Origin of the sequence: Gordonia amicalis NBRC 100051 = JCM 11271, assembly GCF_000332995.1 — a bacterium.
Classification (GTDB): domain Bacteria; phylum Actinomycetota; class Actinomycetes; order Mycobacteriales; family Mycobacteriaceae; genus Gordonia; species Gordonia amicalis.
On record NZ_BANS01000017.1, the window covers coordinates 61447 to 77410 of the forward strand.

Annotated in this window: 16 protein-coding genes and 1 riboswitch; of the genes, 3 read left to right on the top strand and 13 right to left on the bottom strand. The window is 68.1% G+C overall.

Translation table 11 applies throughout. The features are described from left to right. The 13 genes from GOAMI_RS09515 to GOAMI_RS09580 form a co-directional block, all read right to left on the bottom strand. Positions 1-1212, bottom strand: coding sequence for a phosphoglycerate kinase (locus GOAMI_RS09515; protein ID WP_006436276.1), 1212 nt, complete (start codon positions 1210-1212; stop codon positions 1-3). Positions 1213-1250: 38 nt separating this feature from the next. Next, the gene (gap, locus tag GOAMI_RS09520) at positions 1251-2270 is read right to left on the bottom strand and encodes a type I glyceraldehyde-3-phosphate dehydrogenase (RefSeq protein WP_006436277.1); all 1020 of its coding nucleotides are present in this window, start codon (positions 2268-2270) and stop codon (positions 1251-1253) included. 178 nt (positions 2271-2448) lie between these two features. Further along, a complete protein-coding gene (whiA, locus tag GOAMI_RS09525) occupies positions 2449-3426 on the bottom strand; it encodes a DNA-binding protein WhiA (RefSeq protein ID WP_174324723.1) in 978 nt (325 codons plus the stop codon). Positions 3427-3496: 70 nt separating this feature from the next. Beyond that, complete coding sequence (locus tag GOAMI_RS09530; RefSeq protein ID WP_006436279.1) at positions 3497-4516, bottom strand: gluconeogenesis factor YvcK family protein; 1020 nt, start codon at positions 4514-4516, stop codon at positions 3497-3499. After that, positions 4513-5481, bottom strand: a complete 969-nt coding sequence (gene rapZ / locus GOAMI_RS09535) for an RNase adapter RapZ (RefSeq protein WP_006436280.1) — start codon at positions 5479-5481, stop codon at positions 4513-4515. The genes GOAMI_RS09530 and rapZ overlap by 4 nt, the downstream gene beginning before the upstream one ends. After that, positions 5453-7504 carry an excinuclease ABC subunit UvrC gene (uvrC, locus tag GOAMI_RS09540; RefSeq protein WP_006436281.1) on the bottom strand — a complete coding sequence of 684 codons (2052 nt, stop codon included), beginning with the start codon at positions 7502-7504 and terminating at the stop codon, positions 5453-5455. The genes rapZ and uvrC overlap by 29 nt, the downstream gene beginning before the upstream one ends. Positions 7505-7514: 10 nt before the next feature. Beyond that, positions 7515-7979, bottom strand: coding sequence for a PH domain-containing protein (locus GOAMI_RS09545; RefSeq protein ID WP_006436282.1), 465 nt, complete (start codon positions 7977-7979; stop codon positions 7515-7517). Further along, positions 7976-8488, bottom strand: a complete 513-nt coding sequence (gene ribH / locus GOAMI_RS09550) for a 6,7-dimethyl-8-ribityllumazine synthase (protein ID WP_006436283.1) — start codon at positions 8486-8488, stop codon at positions 7976-7978. The genes GOAMI_RS09545 and ribH overlap by 4 nt, the downstream gene beginning before the upstream one ends. Beyond that, on the bottom strand, positions 8485-9804 hold the full coding sequence (locus GOAMI_RS09555) for a bifunctional 3,4-dihydroxy-2-butanone-4-phosphate synthase/GTP cyclohydrolase II (RefSeq protein WP_006436284.1): 1320 nt from the start codon (positions 9802-9804) through the stop codon (positions 8485-8487). The genes ribH and GOAMI_RS09555 overlap by 4 nt, the downstream gene beginning before the upstream one ends. A 20-nt stretch (positions 9805-9824) precedes the next feature. Further along, complete coding sequence (locus tag GOAMI_RS09560; RefSeq protein ID WP_006436286.1) at positions 9825-10469, bottom strand: riboflavin synthase; 645 nt, start codon at positions 10467-10469, stop codon at positions 9825-9827. Between the two features lie 44 nt (positions 10470-10513). Continuing rightward, positions 10514-10670, bottom strand: a riboswitch (FMN riboswitch). 94 nt (positions 10671-10764) lie between these two features. Beyond that, positions 10765-11790, bottom strand: a complete 1026-nt coding sequence (gene ribD / locus GOAMI_RS09565) for a bifunctional diaminohydroxyphosphoribosylaminopyrimidine deaminase/5-amino-6-(5-phosphoribosylamino)uracil reductase RibD (protein ID WP_006436288.1) — start codon at positions 11788-11790, stop codon at positions 10765-10767. Between the two features lie 8 nt (positions 11791-11798). Next, positions 11799-12503, bottom strand: a complete 705-nt coding sequence (gene rpe, locus GOAMI_RS09570; RefSeq protein ID WP_040004721.1) for a ribulose-phosphate 3-epimerase — start codon at positions 12501-12503, stop codon at positions 11799-11801. A 558-nt stretch (positions 12504-13061) separates the two neighbouring features. After that, positions 13062-14321 carry a 13E12 repeat family protein gene (locus GOAMI_RS09580; protein ID WP_006436291.1) on the bottom strand — a complete coding sequence of 420 codons (1260 nt, stop codon included), beginning with the start codon at positions 14319-14321 and terminating at the stop codon, positions 13062-13064. Between the two features lie 190 nt (positions 14322-14511). Here GOAMI_RS09580 and GOAMI_RS09585 point away from each other — a divergent pair, with 190 nt between their 5' ends. The 3 genes from GOAMI_RS09585 to GOAMI_RS09595 are packed head-to-tail and all read left to right on the top strand — an operon-like array spanning position 14512 to position 15961. Next, positions 14512-14847: an ArsR/SmtB family transcription factor gene (locus tag GOAMI_RS09585; RefSeq protein WP_006436292.1), complete on the top strand. Its 336-nt coding sequence runs from the start codon at positions 14512-14514 to the stop codon at positions 14845-14847. Beyond that, positions 14844-15323 (top strand): SRPBCC domain-containing protein, encoded by a 480-nt coding sequence (locus GOAMI_RS09590; RefSeq protein ID WP_006436293.1) that lies wholly within the window; start codon positions 14844-14846, stop codon positions 15321-15323. The genes GOAMI_RS09585 and GOAMI_RS09590 overlap by 4 nt, the downstream gene beginning before the upstream one ends. After that, entirely contained in the window at positions 15320-15961 is a 642-nt protein-coding gene (locus GOAMI_RS09595; RefSeq protein WP_006436294.1) for a dihydrofolate reductase family protein, read from the top strand. The genes GOAMI_RS09590 and GOAMI_RS09595 overlap by 4 nt, the downstream gene beginning before the upstream one ends. The last annotated feature ends 3 nt before the right edge of the window (positions 15962-15964 follow it).

Genomic DNA, 15964 nt, shown 5'->3' on the forward strand with positions numbered 1-15964 from the left:
TCAGCTCTCCAGCACCTTCAGTCCGGGGAGTTCCTTGCCCTCGAGGTACTCCAGCGATGCGCCACCTCCGGTGGAGATGTGCGAGAAGTCGGAGTCGGGCAGACCCAGGGTCCGCACCGCGGCGGCCGAGTCGCCGCCACCGACCACGGTGAACGCGCCGTTGCCGGTCGCACCGGCGATGGCCTCCGCGACCCCGCGGGTGCCGGCCGAGAACTTCTCGAACTCGAACACACCGGACGGACCGTTCCAGAAGACGGTCTGGGCACCCGAGAGGACCGCGGCGAATCGCTTCACCGACTCCGGTCCGATGTCGAGACCCATCCAGCCGTCGGGGATGGCGTCGGCGGCCACCGTCTGCGCCTGGGCGTCGGCGGCGAACTTGTCGGCCACCACCACGTCGACGGGCAGGTGGATGACATCGCCGAAACGCTCGAGCAGGCTCTTGCAGACGTCGATCTGGTCCTCCTGCAGCAGCGAGGTACCCACCGGATGGCCCTGTGCGGCCAGGAAGGTGAACGCCATGCCGCCGCCGATGACCAGCGTGTCGACCTTGGGAGCCAACGCCTCGATCACCCCGAGCTTGTCGGAGACCTTCGAGCCGCCGAGGACGACCGCGTAGGGGCGGGTCACCTCGTCGGTGAGCTTCGACAGGACCTCGACCTCGGCCGCCACCAGCTCTCCCGCGTAGTGCGGGAGGAGCTTGGCGACGTCGTAGACCGAGGCCTGCTTGCGGTGGACCACTCCGAAGCCGTCCGACACGAACGCGCCGTCCTCGCCGACCAGTTCGACGAGGGCCTCGGCGAGCTTCTCGCGTTCGGCGTCGTCCTTGGAGGTCTCCCGCGGATCGAAGCGGATGTTCTCCAGGAGCAGGACGTCGCCGTCGGTGAGACCCTCCGCGCGGGCGAGCGCGTCGGTTCCGACCACGTCACCGGCGAGCTGCACGTTGCGGCCGAGTTCCTCGCCGAGGCGCGCCGCGACGGGCGCGAGCGAGAACTTCGGGTCGGGCTCGCCCTTCGGACGACCCAGGTGCGCGGTGATGATCACCTTGGCACCGGCGTCGATGAGCGCGTTGAGGGTGGGCAGGGAGGCGAGGATGCGGCCGGGATCGGTGATCGTCGACCCGTCGAGCGGGACGTTGAAATCCGAGCGGACCAGCACTCCCCGACCCGAAACACCCTCTTCCAGAAGGTTCTTCAGAGTGGGAACACCCATGAGGCGTTGACTCCTCTTTCCGTTGTACGACGAGTGGACTAGAGCGAGTTGCCGACGAGACCGATGAGGTCGACGAGGCGGTTCGAGTAGCCCCACTCGTTGTCGTACCAGGACACGACCTTGGCCTGATCGTCGATGACCTTGGTCAGGCCGGCGTCGAACAGCGAGCTGTGCGGGTCGGTGACGATGTCGGAGGAGACGATCGGGGCGTCGTAGTACTTCAGGATGCCCTTCAGCGGGCCCTCGGCAGCGGCCTTGAGCGCGGCGTTGATCTCATCGGCGGTGGCCGACTTGGCCAGCTGCGCGGTGAGGTCGGTGACCGAGCCGGTGGGGATCGGCACACGGAGGGCGTAGCCGTCGAGCTTGCCCTTCAGCTCCGGCAGCACCAGGCCGATGGCCTTGGCGGCACCGGTCGAGGTGGGCACGATGTTGATCGCGGCGGCGCGGGCGCGACGCAGATCCTTGTGCGGACCGTCCTGCAGGTTCTGGTCCTGCGTGTAGGCGTGGATCGTGGTCATGAGGCCCTTGACGATGCCGAACTCGTCGTTGAGGACCTTGGCCAGCGGGCCGAGGCAGTTCGTGGTGCACGAGGCGTTCGAGATGATGTTCTGGCTGCCGTCGTACTTGTCGTCGTTGACGCCCATGACGATGGTGATGTCCTCATCCGACGCGGGGGCCGAGATGATGACCTTCTTGGCGCCGGCGTCCAGGTGACCCTGGGCCTTGGCGCGTGCGGTGAAGATGCCGGTCGACTCGACGACGACGTCGACACCCAGGTCGCCCCACGGGATCGCGGCGGGGCCTTCCTTGACCTCGAGCGCCTTGATCTTCTTGTCGCCGACCACGATGGTGTCGTCGCCCTCGAGGCTGACGTCGTCGGACAGGCGGCCGAGGATCGAATCGAACTTCAGCAGGTGTGCGAGAGTCGCGTTGTCGGTGAGATCGTTGACCGCGACGATCTCGATGTCAGTGGTGCCCAAAGCCTTTTGCGCTTCGACGGCACGGAAGAAGTTGCGGCCGATCCGGCCGAATCCGTTGACGCCTACCCGAACAGTCACAGTTGTGCTCCTTAGCGGTATTCATGGTCAGGCCTGTGGGTCAAGCCCTGCTGGCCGCGCCGTGAGCGGTCACCGATGGCACACGAGTGATCCCCGGTCCGCACACGTCGACCTCAGCCTAGTAGGAGGGGTTCGGTCCGGCACACCGCAGGTCCGTCTGTCGGCTTTCCCGCTCCGCTCAGGCTTCGTCGAGGAGCTCCGAGGTGACCGCCGCCTCGGTATCCGGGATGCCGTCCTGGCGCGCCTTCTTGTCGGCCATCGACAGCAGACGGCGGATGCGCCCGGCGACGGCGTCCTTGGTCATCGGCGGGTCGGCGAGCTGGCCGAGTTCCTCGAGAGAGGCCTGCCGGTGGGTGATGCGCAGCTGGCCCGCCGCGACGAGGTGATCGGGCACCTCGTCGCCGAGGATCTCCAGAGCGCGTTCGACGCGAGCGGCCGCGGCCACCGCCGCGCGAGCCGAACGTCGGAGGTTGGCGTCGTCGAAGTTGGCGAGGCGGTTGGCGGTCGCACGCACTTCGCGGCGCATGCGGCGTTCCTCCCACACCAGGCGTGTGTCGTGGGCACCCATCCGCGTGAGCAGCGCGCCGATGGCCTCGCCGTCGCGGATGACGACACGGTCGGCGCCGCGGACCTCGCGGGCCTTCGCGGTGACGCCGAGCCGGCGGGCTGCGCCGACGAGTGCGAGCGCGGCCTCGGGTCCGGGGCAGCTGACCTCCAGCGCCGACGAACGCCCGGGCTCGGTCAGTGATCCATGGGCGAGAAATGCTCCGCGCCAAGCGGCTTCGGCATCCGCGACGCTACCGCCGACGACCTGGGCCGGAAGGCCGCGCACCGGGCGGCCACGCAGGTCGAGCAGGCCGGTCTGCCGGGCGAGGCCCTCGCCGTCCTTGGTGATGCGCACGATGTAGCGCGCCGACTTGCGCAGCCCGCCGCCGCGCAGGACGTGAACGTCGGAGCCGTAGCCGAAGAGGTCGTGGATCTCGCGTCGCAGGCGCCGCGCGACATTGCCCATGTCGACCTCGGCCTCCACCACGACGCGGCCCGCCACGATGTGCAGACCGCCGGCGAAACGCAGCAGCGCCGACACCTCGGCTCTCCGGCAACTCACCTGAGTCACCGACAGGCGACTCAGCTCGTCTTTCACCGCCGCCGTCATCGCCACCGGTCCCTGTCCTCCTGTCAACAGCCCACACGTCCCTCGAGAAAACGCCGAATCATCGCCTGGCTCAGGCGTCCGCCCGGTCAGAGTAACGGTTCGATTCACCTTCGCACAGTTCGTTCACCACGGCGGCGACTTTCGCCGGGTCATGGACCTGGCGGCCGGGTACCGCCACATCGCCGACGTTCAGTTCGGCGCCGAACAGTCCGGCCGCGCGTACGAGATGCTCGCGCTCGCGTCCGGCCGGCACCGACGACGCGTCCACGAGGACGTGGTCGACGCGGAACGTGTCGGCATGGGCGTGCAGGACGTGCAGATGCCGCTCCACCGAGAACCCGGGCGTCTCCCCCGGTTCGGGTGCGAGGTTGACCGCGAGCACCTTTCGGGCGCCGGTGCGCTGCAACGCCTTGAGCTGCTCCGGCACCAGCACATGCGGGATCACGCTGGAGAACCAGGAACCCGGGCCGAGCATCACCAGGTCGGCGGATTCGATTGCCTCGACCGCACTTTCACAGGCCGGTGGATCCTCGGGGATCAACCGCACGCGGCGCACCTTGCCGGGCGTCGTCGCGACCGCGACCTGGCCGCGGATCTCGCGGCTGATGCGCGGGTCGGCCTCGAGCCCGGACACGTCGGCCTCGATGTCGAGCGGGACGGTCGACATGGGCAGCACCTGTCCGACGATCCCGAACATCGACCGTAGCTCCTGCAGTGCGGCGACCGTGTCGCCGAGGACCTCGGTGAGACCGGCGAGCATCAGGTTGCCGATGGGGTGTCCGGCGAGTGCGCCGCGACCACCGAAGCGGTGTTGCAGCACCTCCGCCCACAGCTCGTGGCGTCGTCGGGTGTCGGGATCTCCGGCGGTCTGGAAGTCCTCGAGCGCCTTCGGCGCAGACATCAACGCGGCCAGCGCCATTCGCAGATCACCGGGCGGGATGAGTCCGAGCTCCGCACGCAGGCGGCCCGACGATCCCCCGTCGTCGGCGACCGTCACCACCGCGGTGATGTCGGTGCTCAGATAGCGCATCGCGGTCAGCGTCGCGTACAGGCCGTGGCCGCCTCCGAGGGCGACGATCTTCCGGGTCATTCGCGCCCCAGATCACGGTGCATCACGCGCACGTCGTAGGAGGCCGCGCCGGCGTCGTCGACGGCCTTGCGGAGCCGGTGGGCGAGCTCCTCGGAGATCGCGACACTGCGATGTTTACCACCGGTGCAGCCGACACTGATCGTCATGTAGCGCTTGCCTTCCCGCAGGTATCCGCGACCGACGATGGACACCAGGCCGGTGTAGAGGTCGAGGAAGTCACCGGCGTCGGGCTGGCCGAGGACGTAATCGCGGACCGGCGCCTCCTGACCGTTGTGGTCGCGCAGTTCGTCGATCCAGTGCGGATTGGGCAGGAACCGGACGTCGGCGACGAGATCGGAGTCGATGGGCAATCCGTACTTGAAGCCGAAGGACTGCACCGCGATGCTCAGCCGCGGTTCGGTGTCACCGGGTGCCACGCCTTCCACCACGGAGCGCAACTTGGCCGCGGTCAGCCCCGAGGTCTCCACGACGAGGTCCGCCACGTTCTTGATGGGCGCCAGGATCGCACGTTCGCGGGCGATGCCCTCGACGAGGGTCTCCTTGCCCTGCAACGGGTGTCGGCGACGAACCTGTTCGAACCGGCGGACCAGGGCCTCCTCGCTCGCGTCGAGGTACAGCAGACGGGTACGAATCCCCGACTGCCCGAGGCTGTCCCGCAGCTGCTCGAGTTCATGGGCCAGGTTGGGGTCGGAAGCACGCAGCACCATGGCGAGACGAGTGATCGTGGGGTCGCTCTCGCGGACCATCCCGACCATCGTCGAGATCAGTGAGGGCGGAACGTTGTCGGCGACGTACCAGCCGTCGTCCTCGAGTACGTTGGCCGCCGTCGAGCGACCCGCGCCGGACATGCCCGTGACGAACAGGACGGTCAGTTCGTCCGGCGCCGCGTCGGACGTGCCACCGGCCGGCCTCTCGTCGTGTTCGGCCTCGGCCCGTTCACTCATCGACACCCCGTCCCGCGTCACCGGTCACCACCGTCATCTCTGCCTCGTTCACCGTCTCGCTCATCACCGGCGACACCGTCTCTGCAACCATGTCACCGCCGAGTGCGGTCTGCACGGCACGCGCGGTGGTCAGGCCGATCCCGGGGACCTGGGCGATCTCCTCCAAGGATGCCTCACGTAGACGCGCGACCGATCCGAAGTGCGTCACCAGCGCGGTGCGTCGCGTCTTCCCGAGACCCGGGATGCCGTCGAGCACCGACTCGGTCATCCGCTTGCTGCGCTTGCTGCGGTGGAAGGTGATGGCGAACCGGTGCGCCTCGTCGCGTACACGTTGCAGCAGGAACAGGGCCTGGCTGCTGCGCGGCAGGATCATGGGGTCGTCCTCGCCGGGCACCCACACCTCTTCGAGGCGTTTGGCGAGTCCGATCACCGAGACGTCGGTGACGCCCAGTTCGTCGAGGACCGCCGCCGCCGCATGCACCTGAGGTGCACCGCCGTCGACGACGAACAGGTTGGGCGGATACGCGAACTTCCGTGGCTGCGCGGGGGTCTGGGGCTCGGCGCCGACCTCCCCCGACTCCGGTGGTGGTGCGTCGCGGTCGGCACGGTGACGCAGGAACCGGCGGCGGGTGACCTCGGCGATCGACGCGACGTCGTCGGAATGACCGTCACCGGCGGCGTGGCGGATCGAATAGTGCCGGTAGTCGGACTTGCGCGGCAGGCCGTCCTCGAACACGACGAGGGAGGCGACCACGTCGGTGCCCTGCACATGCGAGATGTCGACGCACTCGATGCGCAGCGGCGCCTGGTCGAGCATCAGCGACTCCTGAAGCTCGGTGAGCGCGGCCGACCGGGTGGTCAGGTCGCCGGCGCGTCGGAGCTTGTGCTGTGTGAGCGCTTCCCCGGCGTTCCGGGCAACGGTCTCGAACAGCGCCTTCTTGTCACCGCGCTGCGGCACCCGCAGGGTGACCCTGCTCCCCCGGAGTCCGGACAGCCATTCCTCGAGTTCGGCTGCGTTGGCCGGTAATTCGGGGACCAGCACCTCACGCGGCACCGACTCGCCGTGAGCGCGGTCCTCACCCACGTCGACCGTCGCGTCGAAATCGACCTGCGCACCGTAGAACTGCGTGATGAAGTCGCCGATGACATCGCCGTCGGTTCCGTTGTCGCTGCGCTCGACGACCCAGCCTCGCTGACCTCGGACGCGGCCGTCGCGCACGTGGAAGACCTGGACCGACACCTCGAGTTCGTCGCCGGCGACCGCGACGACGTCGGCGGTGGTGCCGTCTCCGAGCACCACGGCCTGCTTCTCCATGGCACGCCGCAGTGCGCCGATGTCGTCGCGCAGGCGGGCCGCGCGCTCGAAGTCGAGGTCCTCGGCAGCAGCCGTCATGTCACGTTCCAGCTTGCGGATCAACAGGTCGGTTCGGCCGGCCAGGAAGTCGCAGAAGTCCTCGACGATCTCGCGGTGTTCCTCGGCGTCGACCCGGCCGATGCACGGTGCGGCACATTTGTCGATGTAGCCCAGCAGGCACGGACGGTCGATCTGCTGATGCCGCTTGAACACGCCCGCCGAGCAGGTCCGCGCCGGGAACACCCGCGTCAGCAGGTCGACGGTCTCACGGATCGCCCATGCGTGGGAGTACGGCCCGAAGTAGCGCACGCCGCGGCGCCGCGGACCGCGGTAGACGAACAGCCGCGGGTACTCCTCGTTGAGGGTGACGGCCAGCATCGGATAGGTCTTGTCGTCGCGGTAGCGGACGTTGAACCGCGGATCGAATTCCTTGATCCAGTTGTATTCGAGCTGGAGTGCCTCCACCTCGGTGCCCACGACGGTCCACTCGACCGACGCCGCCGTCGTCACCATCTGGCGGGTGCGCGGGTGCAGCGAGGCGATGTCGGCGAAGTACGACGTCAGGCGTGACCGGAGGTTCTTGGCCTTGCCCACGTAGATGACACGACCGTGCTCGTCACGGAACTTGTACACCCCGGGATCGGTCGGGATGGTTCCGTGAGCAGGACGGTAGGTAGTCGGGTCGGCCACGTGTTCCAGGCTAGTTGGCGGGTCGGACGGTCCCGCGATAGCGCTCTTCGAGCTCGCGGAACCGCGCCATCGCCTCGATGGCCCGCGGACCGTCGCCCGCCTGGACCGCCAGCACGGTGATGTGTTCGTCGGACGGGAACAGCAGCCAGGCGCCGAATCCCTTCTCCGGATAGGTCAGTCCGAGGACCTTGTCCCAGGTGAACAGGCGCGTGGGTACCAGGTTGCGCACCTCGACGCCCTCGGGGCCGACACGCAATCGCGGCCGGGTCAGCAGCAGGGTGGCGCCCGTGAACAGGACACCGATGAGGATGATCGCGACCTGGTCGGCGCCGCCGAGGTTACGGACGCCGACGTCCTCGATCGTCAGCAGCAGCCCGAAGGTGATGTGGATCGCCATGATCACGACGGCTGCCGCGATCGCGTATCGCGGCAGCTTGCGCGGCCGGTACACCAGGTCCCAACGAGGGGAGGTCACGCCGATGCTCCTCCGACCGCGGTCGGCGGGGCCTCGCCGCGTTGCAGCGCGCGAAGGGTCAGCGCCGAGGCCAGCGCGGCCACGGTCGCCTGCGCGCCCTTGTCCTCGGTCGAGCCGGGCAGGCCCGACCGCGCGATCGCCTGCTCCTCGGTCAGCACCGTCAGCACACCGTTGCCGACGGGGGTCGACTCGTCGAGCGAGACGCGGGTCAGCCCGGCGGTCACCGCGTCGCACACGTACTCGAAATGCGGTGTCTCGCCCTTGATCACGACACCGAGCGCGACTACGGCGTCATGGGTGCGGGCGAGCGCCTGCGCGATGACCGGCAGTTCGATCGCACCGGCGACCTGCACGACGGTGGGCTCGGTGACACCGTTCTCGTCGGCCGCCCGCAGCGCTCCGTCGAGCAGTGCGCCGCAGATCTTCTCGTGCCACTGCGACGACACGATCGCCAGCCGGAGCGTGCCGGCGTCGGCGAGTTCGAGGGTCGGTTCTCCGTGGCCGCTCATGCGGGGGCTCCTTCGGATGCGTCGTCGCTGGGATGCGCGTGATCGTCGAGGCCCGCGAGGTCGTGTCCCATCCGGTCGCGCTTGGTGCGAAGGTAGCGCAGGTTCTCGGCATTGGGGCGCACCGGCATCGGCACGCGGTCGACGATGTGCAGGCCGTAGCCGTCGAGGCCGACGCGCTTGGCCGGGTTGTTGGTGAGCAGCCGCATCGACGTGACCCCGAGATCGACGAGGATCTGGGCGCCGAGGCCATAGTCGCGGGAGTCGGCGGGCAGGCCCAGTTCCAGGTTGGCGTCGACGGTGTCGGCGCCGGCGTCCTGCAGCTGGTAGGCCTGCAGCTTGTGCAGGAGGCCGATGCCGCGTCCCTCGTGGCCGCGCATGTACAGGATGATGCCGCGGCCTTCGGCGGCCACCATCTCCATCGCGGCGTCGAGCTGCGGACCGCAGTCGCAGCGCAGCGACCCGAAGACATCGCCGGTGAGGCACTCCGAGTGCACACGCACCAGGACGTCGTGTCCCTCGCCGTCTTCGCCGGCGATGTCGCCCTTCACCAGGGCGACGTGCTCGACGTCGTCGTAGACGCTGGAGTAGCCGACGGCGCGGAAGTCGCCGTGGCGGGTCGGGATCCGGGCGTCGGCGACGCGCACGACGTGCTTCTCGTGGCGGCGGCGCCACGCGATGAGGTCGGCGATCGAGATCAGCGCGAGGTCGTGTTCGTCGGCGAAGACGCGCAGCTCGTCGGTGCGGGCCATCGAGCCCACGTCCTTCTGGCTGACGATCTCGCAGATGACGCCTGCCGGTGCGAGGTCGGCGAGGCGGGCCAGGTCGACGGCGGCCTCGGTGTGGCCGGGACGACGCAGCACGCCGCCCTCCTTGGCCCGCAGCGGGACGACGTGGCCGGGACGGGTGAAGTCGCCGGCCGTGGCCGCCGGGTCGGCGAGCAGACGCATCGTGGTGGCGCGGTCCGAGGCGCTGATCCCGGTGCCGATGCCCTCGCGGGCGTCGACGGTCACGGTGTAGGCGGTGCCGTGCTTGTCCTGGTTCATCGAGTACATCGGCGGCAGGCCGAGGCGGTCGCAGGCGTCGCCGTCGAGCGGGACGCACAGGTAGCCCGAGGTGTAGCGCACCATGAAGGCGACGAGTTCCGGGGTGGCCATCTCGGCCGCGAAGATCAGGTCGCCCTCGTTCTCGCGGTCCTCGTCGTCGACCACGACGACGGCCTTGCCCGCGGCGATGTCGGCGATGGCCCGTTCGATCGTGTCGAACGTGACTCCCTCACCACTGGTCACGTCGTCACCGTCACGCGGCGATTCGTTCATCAGAACCTCACTCGTTGTGCTCATTTCGCCTCTGTCACATCAAGCGCAGGGACATCTCTGTGCTCGGAGCCCAGGTGAAGGCGCTCCACGTACTTCGCGATCACGTCGACCTCGAGGTTGACCACGGTGCCCGGCGTGGTGGCACCGAGGTTGGTCTCGTTGAGAGTGGTGGGGATCAGGGAGATCTCGAACCACGAGTCGTCACCCGATCCGCCGACCGACGAGACGGTCAACGACACCCCGTCGACGGTGATCGACCCCTTCTCGACGAGGTAGCGGGTCAGCTTCTCCGGGACGCCGATCCGCACGACCGTCCAGTTCTCCGACGGACTGACGGACAGGACGCGCCCGGTCCCGTCGACGTGGCCCTGCACGATGTGGCCGCCGAAACGCCCGTTCGCGGGCATGGCGCGCTCGAGATTGACGGTGCTCCCCGCGGCGAGGTCGGACAGGGAGCTGCGGCGCAGCGTCTCACCCATCACGTCCACGGTGAACTCCCCGGGACGGAGGTCGACGACGGTCAGACACACGCCGTTGACCGCGATGGAGTCGCCGTGGCCCGCATCGGCGGTGACGATGGGTCCCCGCACGGTGAAGCGGGCTGCATCAGAGAGATCCTCGCGGTCGGCGATGACGCCGAGTTCCTCCACGATTCCGGTGAACACGCACTCCTCCTGCTCGCTCGGAGCAGACAGGGCGGCACTGTGTCGCCTGTTCTCTCGCATCCGGACTGTGACCGTCGGCTCCGGAATCTCACCGAATCTGCTGTCCCTGCCGTTCGACAGGCGCTCGCGGGCTGGAAGATGCGTATCCACCGCACCCTCATCACCGCCGGTGGGGAATTTCACCCCGCCCCGAGAACTGGTGACATCGACGCTAGCACGATGCAAGAACGGCGTCGCATTGCGATTTCGCTGAGTGAAATGGATGCCTGTCGGTGTGTCGCTCATCTCGGCCTGCTCAGTCCTGCCGGATCGTCGGCGAACGCCGTGCGAGTGTGATCAAGACGTCATCGCCGAGCGTCGTCGTGTGCGCGGTGCGGAACCTCTTGGCGTCGGCGAGCGTGGTGACACCGGGTATCTCGACCGAGCTACGACCGGCGCCCAGCACCATCGGCGCCACGTAGGCGTGCACCTCGTCGACGAGCCCGGCGTCGAAGAAGGCGCCCAGGATGTGCGGGCCGCCCTCCACCAGGACCCAGAGCGCGTCGGGAAGTGCGGCGAGGACGTCGGCCGGGTCGTGTGATCGGACCAGGACCAGCGGCCCTCCGGTGTCGTCGCGGAGGTTGGCGTCGGTGGGCAGGTCGCGGTGTCCGAGCACCACGCGTGCCGGCTGCTGTGGGTACAGGCCGCCGGCAGAGGTGCGGGCGGTGAGCGTGGGGTTGTCGGCGAGTGCGGTGCCGGTGCCGATTACGATGGCGTCGAGGCGTGCGCGCTGCCGGTGGGCGTGGTCGCGCGCTTCGGGGCCGGTGATCCACTGACTGGTGCCGTCGGGTGCGGCGATCCGGCCGTCGACGCCGGCGGCGATCTTGGCGGTGACCATCGGCCGCCCGAGCCGCTGTCGGGTGAGCCACGGACGCAGTGGACCGTTCTCCACGGTGTCGGCCGCGACTCCCCCGGTCACCCGGACGCCGGCAGCTCGCAGGGTGTCGGCGCCGCCCGCGGCGACCGGGTTGGGGTCACCGACCGCGTAGTGGACCTCGGCAACGCCCGCTTCGATGAGTGCCTGCGAACACGGCCCGGTGCGCCCGGTGTGGTTACAGGGCTCGAGCGTGACGATCGCGGTACCGCCCCGCGCTGCCTCGCCGGCCGCGCGCAGTGCCATCACCTCGGCATGCGGGCCGCCCGGCGGTTGGGTCGCACCGACGCCCGCCAGGGTGCCGTCGGCCGCCAGGATCACTGCTCCGACAGGAGGATTGGGTGAACTGACACCCATGGCCGCATACGACGCCTCGATGGCGCGATCCATGGCGGCGGCGATGTCCACGAGGTGCGTCAGACGTCGCTCTTGGCGCGCGCCCGGGCGGCGGATTCGCGCAGGGCGGCGACGGCCTGGCCCGGGTCGGCGGCACCGTAGACGGCCGAGCCCGCGACGAAGCAGTCGATTCCGGCCTCGGCGGCTTCTTCGATGGTGTCGGCGTTGATGCCGCCGTCGATCTCGACGAGCAGCCTCAGGTCCTCGGCGTCGATGAACTTGCGGATGGCGCGGGCCTTCTCGAGGACCTCGGGCATGAACTTCTGTCCGCCGAAGCCGGGTTCGACACTCATGATCAGCAGGGTGTCGAAGTCGCGGAGGATCTCCAGATAGGGATCGAGCGGGGTACCCGGCTTGAGCGACAGACCGGCCTTCGCGCCGGCGGCGCGGATGTCGCGGGCGACGCCGATCGGGTTCTCGGTCGCCTCCGCATGGAAAGTGACGTTGTACGCGCCGGCCTCGGCGTACGGCGGCGCCCAGCGCTCGGGGTTCTCGATCATCAGATGGCAGTCGAGCGGGATGTCGGTCGCCTTCAGCAGGCTCTCGACGATCGGCAGACCCAGGGTCAGGTTCGGCACGAAGTGCGCGTCCATGACGTCGACGTGCAACCAGTCGGCGCGGGTGGCACCCGGCTTGGCGACAGCGGCCGCCTCGTCGGCGAGATTCGCGAAGTCCGCGGACAGGATGGACGGGGCGATCATGGGCGCGTTACCGGCGGTGCACATGGTGAACAAGTGTAGGACGAGGTGGGTCTGCGGACGAAAGCGCTCGGGTGTCTCAGACCCCGCCGGCCGGCCACCCGGGGGACGGCAGAAGCGTCGGCCAGGGCTGCAATCCCTCTTCGACGCCAACCGCGGGCAGATCCGGGTTCGGGGGGAGGGCATCGCACGCCACGATATCGGCCCGGTTCTCGGGTCCGACGCCGAGTCGGTCGTAGAAGGTGACGTGCCAGTTTCCGAACACGGAATGCGAAGGAGCCCGCCTGGCGCCTTCTTGTTTCGCTGACGGGCTTCCGCTCTCCGACCGCGTGAACTCGATCGTGACCGATCCGTGGTACGCGATACGCCGGGAACTGAGGGCCAGTCCTGAGGCACACCACAGCCCGCAACTACGACCGCGAGGAGTAAGCACCCGACGAAATGGGCTCTCCCAAAACGATCCGCCATCAGGTCCGTTCCCCCGTCCCCGGCGCAGACGCTCACGACGACACGCCACGTCAGACAACCTAATAGAGCCTACGAATGTCGGGAAGTGTCATCCACAACCCGGACTCGACCGAAGACTCAGGCCACCGCGAGCAACTGCAGAAGCTTCGTTTCGATGCCGCTTCGTCTGGGGTCTCGATGCCCGACGACCGGCGGTGCAGTACTCCGATGTCGTGCACCGGTCGGAGTGATGACGTCGATGACCCGGATGTCGCCGGCCACGCGGACCGAATATGTCCAGCCATCGGCCTCTTTCGCACGATTGTGGGTGACGCAGATGCCGTCGGCGTTGGCCTCGCTCGTGGGACCGTCGTGACGATGGGGTTTCGCGTGATCGATCTCCGTGATGGGCGCACCGCAGTACGGAGTGCGGCACCGCTGATCTCGTAACCGGATGAAGTGCGCGAGTGCGGGAGGGAACCCGCGGGAACGGGACTCCATCGTCACCAACGCACCATCGGACGGACGTGCATAGAGGCGACGCAGCGTCGAGGCGGTCTCACCATCCGGCGAAACCGAAGCAGAGACAAGTTCCCGCGCCACTTCTGCCGGAACAGGTCCGTACCCCACCACTTCCGCGGCCGAATCGTTCAGCCCGAGCAGACACTCATCGGACATCATCATGTCCACCGCAACCGGAACAGGCTCTGCGGCAGCGCGACCGGTGACGCGTTCGACCAGCGTGTCGGCCATGATCTGGGCGTGGGTGCGATCGTCTGCACCGAGCACCGAATCGGCGTGCTTCTTGAGCGCGGCGTACACCGAGATCCCCTGCGCCATCGGCAACAGCGCCGACAGCTTGGTCATCAGATCGGGCGCCGGCCGCACGCTGACGCGACGATCTTTCTCGGCCTTGGCCTTTCGCGCGACCACTGCCGCCGGCTCGAGTTCGTAGGCGTGACGCTTCGCCCTGGCTTCGATCTCTCGATCGGAAGCACCCACCAGGGCCTGACGGTCGTCACACACCCGCCGGTCGATCTCCTTCCGCGATTCGCGAGTCAGATAAGCGGTTTCGTGGACGAGGATCGTGGCTCGCCATTCTGTCAACACCCCGTCCGTGAGTGCGGCCATCGTGTGCGGCATCTCGTGCGCCAGAGCACGAGCGAACCCGAGGTACTGACTCCCCTTCTGCGGTGAGGCCTTGCGCGCCAGCCCGACTTCAGCGGCGAGCCCTCGACCCCGTCGCTGCTGCGGTACATTCCGCGCCGCCTCATCGTCAGCACGCAACTGATCGAGGTTCGCGGTCTCACGCACCTGGGCCGCAGCGCACGCCGACTTGATCTCCTCGAGCACAGTCAGCCGCTCCACCGACTCGGCCTCGCCAGCCCCCGCAGCCATGCCGGCAAGGAGGCTCACGAGAGCGCGCAAGTCACCCGTTGACGGCCTCCGCGTTTCCGCTACATCGGTTTCGTACATACGTTCGATAGTACCTGAATACTCACTGCTCCGCCGCGCCTTTCCACAACCATTTCTCACCCAGATCACTTAGCCGTTGAGTTCAGCGACAAACCATGCAACACTTAGCCACATGGCAAACAGTTCGGTCACGCTCGACGAGATCTTCGGTGCGCTGGCGGACCCGACCCGCCGCGCCGTCGTCGAACGTCTCGGGCGCGGCCCCGCGACAGTCGGAGAACTCGCCGGCCCCTTCCCCATGACGCTCCCCTCCTTCATGAAGCACCTGAAGGTCCTCGAGGAGAGCGGACTGGTCATGACCAAGAAGACCGGCCGAACGCGGATGTGCACGCTCGACCGGCGACGCCTGCGACGCCTGCAGACCTGGCTCGAACACCAGCGCACGGTCTGGTCCGAACGCACTGACCGACTCGAAGCCTTCGTCACCGAACCCCAGGAGACATCATGATCGACCCCGAACTCGACCTCACCCTGCAACGCATCATCCGCGCACCGCGACAACGGATCTGGGATGCCTGGACGCGTCCCGAACAGCTCGCGAAGTGGTGGACGCCCTCCCCGACCGTCACCCGGGTCGAACGACTCGAGCCACGCCCCGGCGGCGCTCTCGTCACGCAGATGAGCGACGACGGCGAGACCTTCGTCCCGCACATGGATGCTGTCTTCTTGGTCGTCGACGACAACGAACGCCTGGTGTTCACCAATGCCATCGACAGCTCCTGGCGTCCCGCAGAGCCCGCGCCGGTTCCCATGACCGCCGAGATCACCTTCGCCGAACACACCAACGGAACCCAGTACAGCGTCGTCGTGCGCCACGGCAATCCATCCGATCGCGACCGACATCATGAACTCGGCTTCTACGACGGCTGGGGCTCGGCGACCGCGGCGCTCACCGAACTGGTGGAAAGCGAGGCCCGGCAATGAAGATCACCATCACCGAATTCATGACTCTTGACGGCGTCACCCAGGGACCCGGATCGGCCGACGAGGACACCTCCGACGGCTTCTCCGCCGGCGGATGGCTCGTGCCGCACATGGACGAGACCTTCATCCGGAAGGCATCGGCGTGGCTCGACCTCGCCGACGGACTGCTCCTGGGGCGTCGAACCTACGAGGCCTTCGCGCGCGACTGGCCGCAGATCACCGACCCCGGAGACCCGTTCACGGAACGGATGAACGGCCTACCCAAGTACGTCGTGAGCAGCACGCTCACCGAACTCCCGTGGGGGCCCGCAACTCTCCTCGGCGGCGATGCAGTGGCAGCGGTGTCAACCATGCGATCGAAGTCTGGCCGCGAACTCCAGGTCCAGGGCAGCAACACCCTCGCCGGGTCGCTCCTCGAAGCCGGTCTCGTCGACGCGCTACGTCTGGTCGTCGCCCCGACAGCGCTCGGCACCGGCCGACAGTTGTTCGGTCGCAACGCAACCAGCCTCGGATTCCGGCTGACACACCAAACGGCAACGCCCGCAGGACTCCTGATCCTCGAATACGAATGGACCGGCCAAGCCGCGGTCGCCGACTACCAAGGCGTCGCAACAGTGACAGGGTCAGCAGGACACTGACTT

Coding starts and splice junctions, on each gene's coding strand:
- rpe (WP_040004721.1), bottom strand. CDS start 12,503: ATGTGCACCGCCGGTAACGCGCCCATGATCGCCCCGTCCATCCTGTCC.
- GOAMI_RS09530 (WP_006436279.1), bottom strand. CDS start 4,516: ATGACCCGGAAGATCGTCGCCCTCGGAGGCGGCCACGGCCTGTACGCG.
- GOAMI_RS09595 (WP_006436294.1), top strand. CDS start 15,320: ATGAAGATCACCATCACCGAATTCATGACTCTTGACGGCGTCACCCAG.
- GOAMI_RS09580 (WP_006436291.1), bottom strand. CDS start 14,321: ATGGCTGCGGGGGCTGGCGAGGCCGAGTCGGTGGAGCGGCTGACTGTG.
- ribH (WP_006436283.1), bottom strand. CDS start 8,488: ATGAGCGGCCACGGAGAACCGACCCTCGAACTCGCCGACGCCGGCACG.
- GOAMI_RS09515 (WP_006436276.1), bottom strand. CDS start 1,212: ATGGGTGTTCCCACTCTGAAGAACCTTCTGGAAGAGGGTGTTTCGGGT.
- GOAMI_RS09590 (WP_006436293.1), top strand. CDS start 14,844: ATGATCGACCCCGAACTCGACCTCACCCTGCAACGCATCATCCGCGCA.
- GOAMI_RS09555 (WP_006436284.1), bottom strand. CDS start 9,804: ATGAACGAATCGCCGCGTGACGGTGACGACGTGACCAGTGGTGAGGGA.
- GOAMI_RS09585 (WP_006436292.1), top strand. CDS start 14,512: ATGGCAAACAGTTCGGTCACGCTCGACGAGATCTTCGGTGCGCTGGCG.
- whiA (WP_174324723.1), bottom strand. CDS start 3,426: ATGACGGCGGCGGTGAAAGACGAGCTGAGTCGCCTGTCGGTGACTCAG.